Here is a 12,502-nt window from a genome sequence, read left to right on the forward strand (position 1 = left end):
ATACATCTGAAACATAAAGGAAGTGAGCGGATATGAAAGTATCAACCGGATGGTTGGCTGATTATACATCGATTGAAGGAGTAACCGCCGAACAGCTAGCGGAGAAGATTACCGCTGCCGGCATTGAGATTGACGGCGTAGAGCGCCGCAATAAAGGCATTTCCGGCATCGTAACCGGCTATGTGAAATCAAAGGAAAAACATCCTGATGCCGACAAGCTGAACGTATGTATCGTGGATGCGGGCCAAGATGAGGATCTACAAATCGTCTGCGGCGCAAAAAATGTAGCTGCAGGTCAAACTGTACCTGTAGCACTGGTCGGTGCTAAGCTGCCAGGACTGGATATCAAAAAAGCCAAGCTGCGCGGCGTCCTATCGCAAGGGATGATCTGCTCGGCCAAAGAATTGGGACTGAATGATAAATTGCTTCCAAAAGAGCAACAAGAAGGTATTCTTGTGCTGCCTGAAGGGACAGAGATTGGTCAGGATATTTCCAAGGTCCTCGGCTTAGATGACGAGATTCTGGAATTCGATCTGACTCCGAACCGTTCGGATTGCCTCAGTATGATTGGTGCTGCTTATGAAGTAAGTGCGATTCTTGGGCGTGAAGTTAAATTGCCTGATCCAAAAAGCGAAATTATTGAGATCAGTGGTCCTGCTGCGGATTCCATTTCCGTCAAGATTGAAGATGAAGAATACTGCAGCCATTATGCAGTTCGTTATATTGCAGGTGTTAAACCTGCACCATCACCGCTGTGGATTCAGAATCGTCTGATGGCTGCTGGGGTTCGTCCAATTAATAATATCGTGGACATTACCAATTACGTGATGCTGGAATATGGACAGCCGCTGCATGCTTTTGATGCAGATAAAGTGCAAGGTGGAGAACTCGGCGTTCGTCTTGCCCATGAAGGTGAAGTTTTGGTTACACTTGACGGTCAAGAGCGTAAGCTAGAGCCGCAAATGCTCGTTATCGCTGATGGAGTTAAAGCTGTAGGTCTGGCCGGAGTAATGGGTGGACGGGATACAGAGGTTACTGCTGAGACGGTAAACCTTGTTCTGGAATCTGCTAAGTTTGATGGTGGTACGATTCGTAAAACCTCGCGTCAATTGGGACTTCGCTCTGAAGCCTCCCTTCGTTTCGAGAAGGAAGTGGATCCAAGTGCAGTTATTCCTGCATTGAACCGTGCAGCAGTGCTGATTGCACGTTATGCTGGCGGATCGGTCCATGAAGGCATCGTGCAAGCAGGAACTGACGCTGTTCAAGAGAAGGTTCTCACCTTGTCCTTAGAGAAACTGAATCGTTATCTGGGAACGGATTTGTCCTTGCTGGAAGTGAAGACATTGTTTGGCCGTCTACACTTCAAATGCGGAGATACCGCACAAGGGCTGATTGAAGTTCAAGTCCCAACCAGACGTGGCGATATCAGCTATGATGTTGATCTTATTGAAGAAATTGCCCGCCTGTACGGATATGACAATATTCCAACGACTCTAATTGAAGGAATTACAACGCCAGGAGCACTAACTCACAAGCAAGCGCTCCGTCGTGAACTGCGCCGCTTATTGTCACATGGCGGTTACCAAGAGGTGATGGGTTACTCCTTCATCCAGCCGCAACAAAGCACAATGTTCCCTGCGTTATCAGAAGGAGCAGTAGCGGTGAAGCTGGCTATGCCGATGAGTGAAGAACGCAGCGTACTGCGTACCAGCCTTCTTCCGCAACTATTGGATATTGCCAGCTACAATACCAATCGTCGTCAAAGCGACTTGGCATTGTTTGAAATCGGCAACGTCTTCTTCACGGATGAAGAACAGCTGACTCGCCAACCACGCGAACTGCCAGTGCTGGGGCTGTTGCTTAGCGGAAGCTTAACAGTGAAGCAATGGAATGTTTCGGCACAACCTGTGGACTTCTTTGATTTGAAGGGTGCGCTGGAAACGGTATTTGCTCATTTAGGGCTGACTGATAAAATCGTCTATGTGGGAGACAGTCCAGAAGGATTTCATCCTGGGCGTTCCGCATCGGTATATTTACTCGGGAACGAGGGCCATGTGAAGATCGGAACGATGGGACAGATTCATCCGGATCTGCAAAGACAGCTGGATCTGGTGGATACTTATGCGGCAGAAATTTTATTGCAGCCGTTATATGAAAGTGCGCAAAGCCGTTTGCAATATAATGAGCTTCCGCGTTTCCCGGGAATGGAACGGGATATTGCTGTGGTCGTGGATTCCGCTGTACCAGCGGGCGATCTGCTGGCTTCCATCCGTGATAACGGAGGTACTTTGCTCCAGTCCGTACAGGTATTTGACGTGTACACTGGCGGTAAGCTGGAGAGTGGAAAGAAGAGCATCGCGATCTCACTGCTGTATCGTCATAGTGAACATACATTGACTGATGAAGAAGTAGGAGAGGTGCATGAGAAGGTATTAGCATCTCTTCAACAAACTTTTGGTGCAGAATTAAGAAAGTAGCAGGAATTGTGTAAAGCCGCAGCGAATCCATTTAGAAACTGAGATTCGCTGCGGTTTTTTCTAGGTAGAGTGCAAAGCGGAGAATATCAGCCATAATCTATTGAATATTAGGGATTTTGCCAAATGCTTACCAAAAAAGCTACAATAGAAGAAGTGAAACTAGCTTAGAATCCGCACACATACAAAGGAGGGCACAACTGTGGCTATGGACCGGACACGTGTCGCCGTGGAGATATACGGAACTTCCTATAAACTCGTCGGAAGCAGTACTGAATATATGAAACAAGTGGCCCGTTATGTTGATGAACATATGCGCACGATTTCTAAATCACACACCAGACTGGACACACCGCGTATAGCGGTGCTTGCAGCTGTACATATGGCGGAGCAGGCTATTCAGGTTCAGGACTTCAAAAATGAACTAAACATGATGACAGGTGAACGCAGTGAACTGCGATTGGAAGTATCTCGCCTGCTGGAGGTACAGCGGGAGCGGCAAGAAGAAATTGAGCGACTTGAAGCTGCGGCCAAAGAAGAGGCTGGGCGACTGATTGCTGCTGCTGAGGAAGAACGTAAGCGGCATTTGGAGATTCAGGAGAATGAACGCAAGGTACATGCGGAGCAGCTTCAGGAGGCAGTGCAAGCTGTGGAAGTTGCACGCAAGAAGCTGGAAGAAGAATTGCTTGAGCGCGAGATAGAGCTGCAAGAACTGCGGACAAGCTACGAAGAAGAGCGGGCAGCTAGTCGTGAACAACAGCGGCAGGAACTGGCGAAGGCGGAAGCCATCCGCTTGCAGCAGCTGGAGGAGCAGAAGGCTGCTCATCTGCAAGAGCTGGAGAACATCCGAGAGACGCTGACCAAGGAGAAGACAGACACGCTGTCTGCTCTGCAGCTTGAGCTGACCGAGACCAAGTCAACACTGGAGGAAGAGCTTGAGGTTACCAAGTCTACATTAGGTAAAGAACTCGAAGATACCAGATTGACGCTGGGTAAGGAGCTTGAGGATACCAAGTTGACCTTAGGTAAAGAGCTTGAGAGTACCAAAGCGAAGTTGGGCAAAGAGCTGGCGGAAGAACGTGAAGCACTGCAGCGGGAGCAAACCAAGAATAAGGAACTGCGGCAGTCACAAGGCACTCAAGAGCATAGACATAAGCAAAGCATTCAAGAGCTGGAGAAACAGCTGGCGGAGCTTCGTGGTGGGACCGGGCAACTTCAGTCCAGATTACGGGCGGCTGAAGCCAGTCTTAAGAGTGAGCGAGATGCAAGACAGACGCTGCTTGGACAATATGAAGCGATTGTTAAACGTGAAGAACAGCTCAGTGAAGAGCTGCGCACGGCTACTGAGCTGGGCACACTGTTGAATGAGGAGCTGGAAGAGTTACGCCAGCGTTATCAACAGTCACAGAATGAAGCGACAGAGCTAAGAGCGTCTCTACAGGAGACGAGTGAGAATCTGCACCGTGTTCAGGAAGAACTTGCGGGATCAGCAGCAGAGGCGGCTAACTGGCAGGAGCTTTCGGATAAACGTATGGAAGATATTGGTGAACTGGAAATGAATCTGCTGGAGTCTGAGGAGAAATCCGTGTTGCTTCAGAAAGAGATCGACACGCTACGTGGGCAAGCCGATGGATTAGTACAGCAGCTGGATCAGGAGGTTCAGCTTCGTACAGATGCAGAACGCGAAACAGCGGCACTTCGGGAGCAAGGTGTGCAGGTTCAGAAGGAGCTGTCTGCGCTTCGTGTGCGTTATGAGGAATTGATTGCTCAATACGATGATGTACTGCAAGAAGGAGAACGCCTGCAGGAAAGATATCAACTGCTGCAGGAAGAAGGAGAAGAGGCAACACGACGCTTAGAAGAGCTGTCTGAAGCTAGTCGTGAAGCCGCTGCTACTGTTGCTGAGCAACAGGAAGTGCTGAAGGAAGCAGAGGCGTACGGAGCTTCTTGGAAGCACAAGTACGAGGAGCTATCCGATCGGCAGCTGCAGTGGACGGATCTCGAAGCGAAGCTGCGCGAGGAGATCGACATTTGGCAGCAGGAAGCCGGCGAGGCTGAGATGAAGCAGGAAGCTATTGATCGTGAACGTAGCGAGGTGCTTCAGCAGTTAGGTGAAGTTGGTGAAAGCTATGAAATGGTTCAAGGACAGCTTCGTTTGTTGCAGGTCCAGTTTGAAATGCGTCAGGAAGAGCTTGACAAGCTTTCGGACGAGCATCGTAACCTTAAAGAGGAATATGCCAAGCTGCAAAATGAATATAATGAATGGATTCAACTGATCGAGCAGGACAGTTGAATGCCGGATGCAAGTAAGAGGGCTGACCTGATGAGTAGAGAGATCTATTTCGGGTCAGCACTCTTTATTAATGAGCTCAGATTAAAAAAAAACAGCCGATATCAGGGAGAATCCCTAATAATCGGCTGTTTATGTGTAATCTATTCCACGATGATAGTAGCTCTCATTCCGCTATGTCCGGAGCCACACATAATGGAACAGGTCATTTCGAAAGTTCCAGCTTCCTCTGGTACGATCACCTTTGAGGATTTTTTTTCATTAAGCTGCAGCTCGAACTCAGGAATAAGGATACCGTGATTGCCGTCATCATTTTTAAAAATGATTTTGACGGGCACACCCTTTTTTAGATGATATTCTTCCTGATCAAAGCTGTAATTCGTAGCTGTAATTATGAGTTCTGTTTCTGCCTCGATCTCCGGCTCCGATGTGTTAGCATTGCCAGCAGCACTATCATTGCTGTTCCCACAGGCTGTAAGTGCTATAACGAACACCATTGAAAGTAGAATTGCAAATTTTTTAATGATCTAAATCCCCTCCCAAGAAGTCCAAGCATAGTGAAAATGTGACAATTATGTAGACATCATAACTTAAAATTTAAGAAAGCGCTTTGATTAAATGTGAAAAATCTGTGAACAGGCAGACTGTTCAAACTTTGTCGTAAATTGCAAAAAAATGATGAAAATATAACTAAAATTTATTATAATGAAAGCTATTACATTAACGTCTAAAAGTAGGGGATACATATTACAAGTATTAACGATGCGCTAAGTACGGAGGTTTGGCACCGTAGAATCTTAAAAGGCTATTGGATGGTAGTCATTCTTTTATTAATCTCACAGTTGCTGTTTTTGTCGAATATTGACCGACTCCAAATAAAAACAACAATGGACACGAACCTGTGGCATTTATTTATAGCCTGTAATTTACTAATTGTGGTCCTTATGATTACTGCGGAGCTGTGGCTGCGTTATAGTAAACAGTCCCCTAAATATGGGGTGGTTAGCTGTGGTTTTTTAGTGTCCTACCTTATGTATTTTGTATTAGAGCCTTTTGTTGACGGTGCTCAGATGACACTTATGATGCCGATTATGGTTGCTCTTATTTATTTTGATCGTAAGCTCCTGTACATAATGGGGTTATTTAGTATTGTGTTTTATGCTGGGGTATATTTTGGGTTGGAACGGCCATTCCTACATAAACCGCTGCTTGAATTCTTGATGGTAGAGTGTGTATTTTTGGTATTTGTGCTGATGGCTATTGCAGTAATTATTCGTGCTCGTGAAGCGCGTATAAATTTAGAGAGATTAACGAAGGCGGGCCAAGATCTAATGGTGGAGAGGGCTATTTCGGATAAGCTGCTGAAGATTGACGCACTTACTGGACTCTATAATCATAAAACCTTTCATGAATATTTGGATTCATTATTGGAGCAATGTGAAAGCAACAACCTTCAACTGCAGCTGGCTCTTTTCGATATTGATAACTTCAAGCAAGTGAATGATACCTACGGACACAGGGTTGGAGACCTTGTGCTTAAGGTGATAGCGGACAAGGTAGGCGGTATGATTGAATTAAATGATTTTGCGGCTAGGTATGGCGGGGAAGAGTTCGCTGTGATTTTTACAGATAAAAGTTTCTCGGAGTCCTATGAAGCAGTAGAAAAATTACGGAAAAATATTGCTCAAATTGAACATTTGCAGGCTGGGAACAAGCCGATCACCGTTAGCATTGGAATTTGTGATTATCAGCTTGGGGATGGGAAAGAGCTTCTCTTCCGTAAAACAGACAAGGCGCTTTATACCGCTAAAAAGCAAGGCAAGAACAGAGTGGTCAACTGTGCTGAAAGTCATAAAGAGGAGATTGTGTCTTTTGCATAAAAACAACACAGAACCCCTTATTGCCGGAGAAGAACCGGGAATAAGGGGTTCTGTGTTGTGAAGAGCTTTTGTTACTTAGCGGCCTCAAATGGAGTGGATACCGGCAGGAACAAGTCGATAATCCCAATGACCAGAGCTGCTAAAATGGCACCCAGAATGGATACGCTGACTCCGCTGACTACGAATTGAGCGACCCAGATAACTACCGCACTGACAATAAAGCCGACGATACCGCGACCGAAAGGCGTTGCTTTTTTGCCGAAGATTCCTTCGACTACCCAGCCGAGTAGCGCAATCACCAGTGCAAGGATTAGAGCGCTCCAGAACCCACCAACCGTGAACTGTGGAACAATCCAGCCAACAACCATCAGAACAAGCGCTGCGACCACAAAACGACCAACATGACTTAAGAAATTCACTGTACTAACCTCCTTTGGCCCATGCTAAGGATATGTGCAGTTCTTATTGTGACCTTATTACGTGATTCTATGCTTAAAAATAAGACCCAAATAGCGAAATTGACCTGAATTCTGTATAATGGAAACATCTATGAAGGGAGCTGTGACTGTAATTGGACGACAAAATTTTGCATACGCTTGAATATCGCAAGATTTTAAATAAATTAATGCAATATACGCAAACCCCCATGGGGAGATTGGCTGCTGAGCAGCTAAGACCCTCCGGCGATTTCGAAGGCGTGAAGAAGCTGCTTCAAGCCACGGATGAAGCGGCTAATGTGGACCGCCTGAAGGGTATTCCTTCGTTCGGCGGGGTAAGCGATATTCGAGCTGCACTAAAACGTGCGTCTATAGGCGGAATGCTGGGAACAACTGAGCTGCTGGCCGTTGGAAATACCATTGGCGGCGCACGCAGAGTCAAACGTTTCCTGGCAGCTATGCATGAGGAAGAAAAGATTGAGCTCCTGTTCTCACTGAGCGACGTTTTATCGGAGCAAAAACATGTGGAAGATGCCATCCGCTTATGTATAGACGAGAATGCTGATGTACTTGATACAGCTAGTTCTGAGCTGGCTAACATTCGCCGTGAATTGCGCGGAGGAGAGACCAGAATTCGTGAGAAGCTGGATTCGATGATTCGTTCGTCTTCTGTAGCAAAAATGCTGCAGGATCAGCTGGTAACCATTCGTGGTGATCGGTTTGTTATTCCTGTAAAAGCGGAGTACCGTGCCCATTTCGGCGGTATCGTACATGATCAGTCTGGATCAGGAGCGACTTTATTTATCGAGCCAGAGTCTATTGTGGCGATGAATAATAAACTTCGTGAAACACGGCTGCGTGAGGAACAGGAAATCGAGATCATTTTACACAGGCTGACGGCACTTGTAGCCGACATTGCGGAAGAAATGACCTACGATATTGATATTCTGGGAGAACTGGACTTCATCTTCTCCAAGGCGCGTCTTGCTCGTGATATGAAGGCTACTCAGCCGCGTATGAATGACCGCGGTTATCTTAAGCTGCGCAAAGGGCGGCATCCGCTTATTCCAGCGGAGCATGTGGTTCCTCTGGACGTGGAGCTGGGCAATCAATACAGCTCAATTATCGTAACCGGACCGAATACCGGTGGTAAGACCGTTACCCTCAAAACCATCGGCTTGTTAAGCTTAATGTCGATGTCCGGCTTGTTTATTCCAGCAGAGGAAGGCAGCCAGATGTGTGTATTTGATGCCATTTATGCTGATATTGGCGATGAACAGAGCATTGAGCAAAGTCTGAGTACCTTCTCTAGTCATATGACTAATATTATCTCCATTCTGCGTAGAATGACTCCTAAGAGCCTTATTCTGCTTGATGAAGTGGGTGCTGGAACCGACCCGGCAGAAGGCTCTGCGCTGGCAATTGCCATTCTGGAGCATATTCACCGGATCGAATGCCGGATGGTCGCAACAACACATTATAGCGAATTGAAAGCTTACGCTTATGAGCGTAAGGGAGTCATCAATGCCAGTATGGAATTTGATGTCCAGACCCTTAGCCCAACCTATCGCTTGTTGATCGGCGTACCGGGACGAAGCAACGCTTTTGCGATTGCTGAGCGTCTAGGCCTGCCTCATGAGATTCTGGAGCATGCCCGCGGTGAAGTGAAGGAAGAAGATCTGCGCGTGGAGCATATGATTGCTTCTCTCGAAGAGAATCGGCTGGGAGCGGAACAGGAGCATGAACGTGCAGAGGGCATCCGCCGTGAAGTGGAGGAGCTGCGCAGCAGACAACAGCAAGAGCTTGAGAAGCTGGAAAGCCAGCGCGAGAAACGCCTCGAGAAGGCAGAGAAGGACGCCAGCGCGATCCTGGACAAAGCGCGTAAGGAAGCTGAGGAAATTATCAGTGATTTGCGCCGCTTGGCTATGGAAGAAGGAGCTTCAGTTAAAGAGCATAAGCTGATTGAAGCGCGGCGACGTCTGGATGAAGCTGAGCCATCACCGCGCAAGAAGGCTGCTACCCGCAAGACTGCCAAGGCCCCACGGACAATTGGTCCTGGAGATGAAGTGAAAGTCGACAGCTTGAACCAAAAGGGCTTTGTGGTGGAGCTAAGCGGTACTAAAGAGGCGCTGGTGCAGTTTGGCATTATGAAGATGAAGGTAAGGCTGGATGATTTGGAATTGCTCTCCTCGAAGGCAACAGCTGCGCCAACGGCCCTTCGCCATGCGACAACCGTCAAACGTTCCCGTGATGAGAACATTCGCAGTGAACTGGATTTGCGCGGCACTAACCTGGAGGAAGCTATCATGGAGACAGATCGTTTTATCGATGAAGCCTTTTTAGGTAATCTGGGCCAAATCGCCATCATTCATGGTAAAGGAACGGGTGTGCTGCGCACAGGAATTCAGGAATATTTGCGTAAGCACAAGCATGTGAAGAGTTATCGGCTCGGGAATTATAACGAAGGCGGCGCGGGCGTAACTGTGGCTGAGCTGCAATAGCGGGATTTCCCGGCAGAAAGAAGGGGAAAGCGTGCAAGAAGATATTGATCTTTTGCTGGGTCATCCGCTAGGTGCCTTGCTTGGCTACTTCGCAGTGGCGATTCTTGGGCTAGTTGTATTTCTGTCTTTTTTTGAAATGGTAACGAAATATAATTGCTGGGAAGAAATACGTAAGGGAAACCTGGCAGTGGCAATGGCCACAGGTGGTAAAATCTTCGGGATTTGCAACGTACTGCGTTTCAGCATTGAAGCTGGTGTTTCAATTTATGAGACCATGAAGTGGTCCGTCGTCGGTTTTTTGCTGCTGCTGCTTGCCTATTTTTTATTTGAATTTCTGACCCCTGTATTCTCTATTGACGAGGAGATCGCTGCGGATAACCGTGCTGTTGGACTTATTGCCATGCTGATCTCGGTATCGTTGTCTTATGTAATTGGTGCGGCTATTTTTTAAATCCGTCCTTATAAGGACACCCTGCAAAGGATTATGATCTGGACAAGCTTTGAAATGAGCAGTCCCACTCTTTGTGGGGTATCTTAGGAGGAAATCATGAAGATTCTCACCCGAGTTCTGTTTCTGTCAGCGATTGCTTTTATAGCAGCCGGTATTATTTATTTAATGATGAATTAAATTTAAAAGTGAAAGTATGAAGGAGATTAAAAAGATGGAAACAACTGTATGCCCTTGGTGTCATACTGAAATTGTATGGGATGAGGAATTTGGACCTGAGGAGAATTGTCCTCACTGTAACAATGAGCTTAGCGGATACCGCACGGTCACTGTTGGGATTGACGGCATCGAAGAAGAAGAAGTAGAGGAAGTCGTAGAAGAACCCAAACAAGAGGTTGTTAATGACGATGATCTTTGGGGAGAGCCTGATAAAGACAGCGTAGTTCCAATTTATAATACGCTTAATCAATTCGGCGATGATTATGATTTGAACAAGTACGAAGAGAGTGTTTCAGCTATTCTAGCCATTCAGGAGGAGGCTCCGGAATGTACTCAATGCCATGAGCTTACGATCCTTGCGGGTAAGCAGCCTGTGAGCAGCTTTGAGCCGTCTGCTCCAGCAACATTAGGTAAATCGGTATTAACCGCTCCATTCTCACTCAATGTTTACGTGTGTCCTTCATGCTTCCATGTTCAGCACAGTCTGGCACAGGAAGATCGTATTCAGCTCGTACGCAATTTGAGCAACGCTCAGGCGTAAGGTTAAGCATATAAAAAAAGGGGCTGTCCCATAAGCTTATAGCTGCTGGGGCGTGCTCCTTTTTTTGGACCTTACTTGACCGTTGTCGAAAGCGTGCGTATATGTAATCACTGACGGATGCGCATAGTAACCCGCAAACGGACACAGCCGACCTTAAGCGCCACATTATTCGATATTTGGAATGCTATCGGACTCCAGTGCAGCTATTGGTCTGAAAAACGCCTAAATATGGGCCTCTTTCCAAGGATAGTATCACTGGAGTCCGAAACCTTGTTTTAAAGGCTAAAAACATGTAAATAACGTCAATTGAGTCCGCAAGCTCATGGAATGATGGATTTACGATTAAAGCAGGCAATTAAAAGCAGGATTGTCCCAAAAGCCGTGAGCGGCTACGTGGGAGGGTCCCTTTTTTATTTTCTATGCTAATCAGCTTTGTTTCATCACGTCCAAATTCTTAGAAGGAGAGGGTTTGGCTGACCGGGTGAGTGAGAATAAATCTAACTCAGGCCGATGTTTGCCGGCAATCGTATCCGTTAACAACTCCGCAGCGATCATACTGTACACAGTCCCATTGCCTCCGTAGCCCTCGATGAAATAACAGTGAGGGAACTTTGGATGGGGGCCGATATATGGGAGTCCATCACGAGTAGAACCGAACACAGCACCCCAGGAGTACTCCAGCTCAATGCCTTTGATTTCTGGAAATAAGGCCTCAAGCTCCTCAAGCAATTTTTGACCTTGAGAGATTACCCGGACCTCACGACGTTCAGGGTCTGTCAGCTGCTCATCCTTGCCTCCCGCAATAATCCTGCCTTCAGGAGTTGTCCGAAAATATAAATAAGGGCGGGCTGTCTCCCACAGCAGGCTACGCTCATGCCATTTTGGAAGATCCTTTAAAGGTTTGGTCATCACTGCATACGTGTTGATCAGCTCAGCGCCCCGGTCTTTTTTGAACTCTTGTGTTTCATAACCCATTGCAAAAATAACATCCTTGGCAATAATCCGGCCATTTTCTGTGTGGCAAATCACGCCATCCTTAGTAAACTCATAATGTTTCGCTTCGCTCTGTTCAAAGACGCGTACACCATTCGACGCTGCCTTGGCGATTAAGCTGTGCACCGTTCGATAAGGATTCGCTTCGGCATCCCCACGTGAATAAAGTCCTGCTGGTTTTGAAAAAGAGTATAGAGCTGCAATCTTTTCCTCATCCCAGAATTCAGAATCGAAACCGTTAGCTGCGAGATTCTCATATTCTTCCCGCAATGCAGGTACATCCTCTGATGTGCTGGCATATAAAAGACTGCTGCGTGGAATGATCTGTGGATCGATATCGAGCTTGTCCGGCAGGTCCAGAATGTTCCTAACCCCAGCTTGGCATAACTGATAAAAGAGCAAACCGTTCTTTTGCCCAAAAGTGTTCATACATGAGGTTAATGATTTATCGTTGGAAATTTGCAGGAGCCCTGTGTTAGCATGCGAGCTGCCGCTACCGACCCGTTTTTTTTCAATCAGAACAGCATCCGCTCCACTTAAGGACAAACGATAGGAAGCCATTGCTCCACCCATTCCCGCGCCTACAACCAGACAATCACAATGAATAGTACCTTCTAGAGTGGGGTAAGTCGGAGGGTTCTGTAAAGTGCTAGACCAAGGTGTGTTTCCACTATTTAAATTCATGAATTGTTCGCTCCTTCATTCGTGCCGTGATTAGT

General features: G+C 46.9%; 9 protein-coding genes. 6 read left to right on the top strand and 3 right to left on the bottom strand.

All coding sequences use genetic code 11. From position 1 onward, the window contains the following. The first annotated feature begins 32 nt into the window (after positions 1–32). Complete coding sequence (gene pheT / locus NYE35_RS08385; protein ID WP_341120656.1) at positions 33–2,477, top strand: phenylalanine--tRNA ligase subunit beta; 2,445 nt, start codon at positions 33–35, stop codon at positions 2,475–2,477. Between the two features lie 199 nt (positions 2,478–2,676). Next, positions 2,677–4,767 (top strand): hypothetical protein, encoded by a 2,091-nt coding sequence (locus NYE35_RS08390; protein WP_036683556.1) that lies wholly within the window; start codon positions 2,677–2,679, stop codon positions 4,765–4,767. Positions 4,768–4,907: 140 nt separating this feature from the next. On the opposite strand, the gene NYE35_RS08395 is transcribed toward NYE35_RS08390, so the two are convergent. Then, entirely contained in the window at positions 4,908–5,261 is a 354-nt protein-coding gene (locus NYE35_RS08395) for a cupredoxin domain-containing protein (protein ID WP_235219496.1), read from the bottom strand. 315 nt (positions 5,262–5,576) lie between these two features. Between NYE35_RS08395 and NYE35_RS08400 the strand changes: the two genes are divergently transcribed. Further along, the gene (locus tag NYE35_RS08400; RefSeq protein ID WP_038569534.1) at positions 5,577–6,644 is read left to right on the top strand and encodes a GGDEF domain-containing protein; all 1,068 of its coding nucleotides are present in this window, start codon (positions 5,577–5,579) and stop codon (positions 6,642–6,644) included. A gap of 71 nt (positions 6,645–6,715) precedes the next feature. Here NYE35_RS08400 and NYE35_RS08405 read toward each other — a convergent pair whose 3' ends face one another. After that, positions 6,716–7,063, bottom strand: a complete 348-nt coding sequence (locus tag NYE35_RS08405; protein ID WP_036683548.1) for a phage holin family protein — start codon at positions 7,061–7,063, stop codon at positions 6,716–6,718. A gap of 152 nt (positions 7,064–7,215) precedes the next feature. Here NYE35_RS08405 and NYE35_RS08410 point away from each other — a divergent pair, with 152 nt between their 5' ends. From NYE35_RS08410 to NYE35_RS08420, 3 genes are all read left to right on the top strand, one after another. Continuing rightward, positions 7,216–9,582 carry an endonuclease MutS2 gene (locus NYE35_RS08410; RefSeq protein WP_341120658.1) on the top strand — a complete coding sequence of 789 codons (2,367 nt, stop codon included), beginning with the start codon at positions 7,216–7,218 and terminating at the stop codon, positions 9,580–9,582. 31 nt (positions 9,583–9,613) lie between these two features. Further along, positions 9,614–10,033: a DUF350 domain-containing protein gene (locus NYE35_RS08415; RefSeq protein ID WP_036683543.1), complete on the top strand. Its 420-nt coding sequence runs from the start codon at positions 9,614–9,616 to the stop codon at positions 10,031–10,033. Between the two features lie 211 nt (positions 10,034–10,244). After that, positions 10,245–10,790 (top strand): hypothetical protein, encoded by a 546-nt coding sequence (locus NYE35_RS08420; protein WP_051491295.1) that lies wholly within the window; start codon positions 10,245–10,247, stop codon positions 10,788–10,790. A 426-nt stretch (positions 10,791–11,216) separates the two neighbouring features. Here NYE35_RS08420 and NYE35_RS08425 read toward each other — a convergent pair whose 3' ends face one another. Further along, a complete protein-coding gene (locus NYE35_RS08425; RefSeq protein WP_036683538.1) occupies positions 11,217–12,467 on the bottom strand; it encodes an NAD(P)/FAD-dependent oxidoreductase in 1,251 nt (416 codons plus the stop codon). Positions 12,468–12,502 lie beyond the last annotated feature (35 nt).

This window comes from Paenibacillus sp. FSL L8-0494 (genome assembly GCF_038003695.1).
Lineage (GTDB): Bacteria > Bacillota > Bacilli > Paenibacillales > Paenibacillaceae > Paenibacillus_AQ > Paenibacillus_AQ odorifer.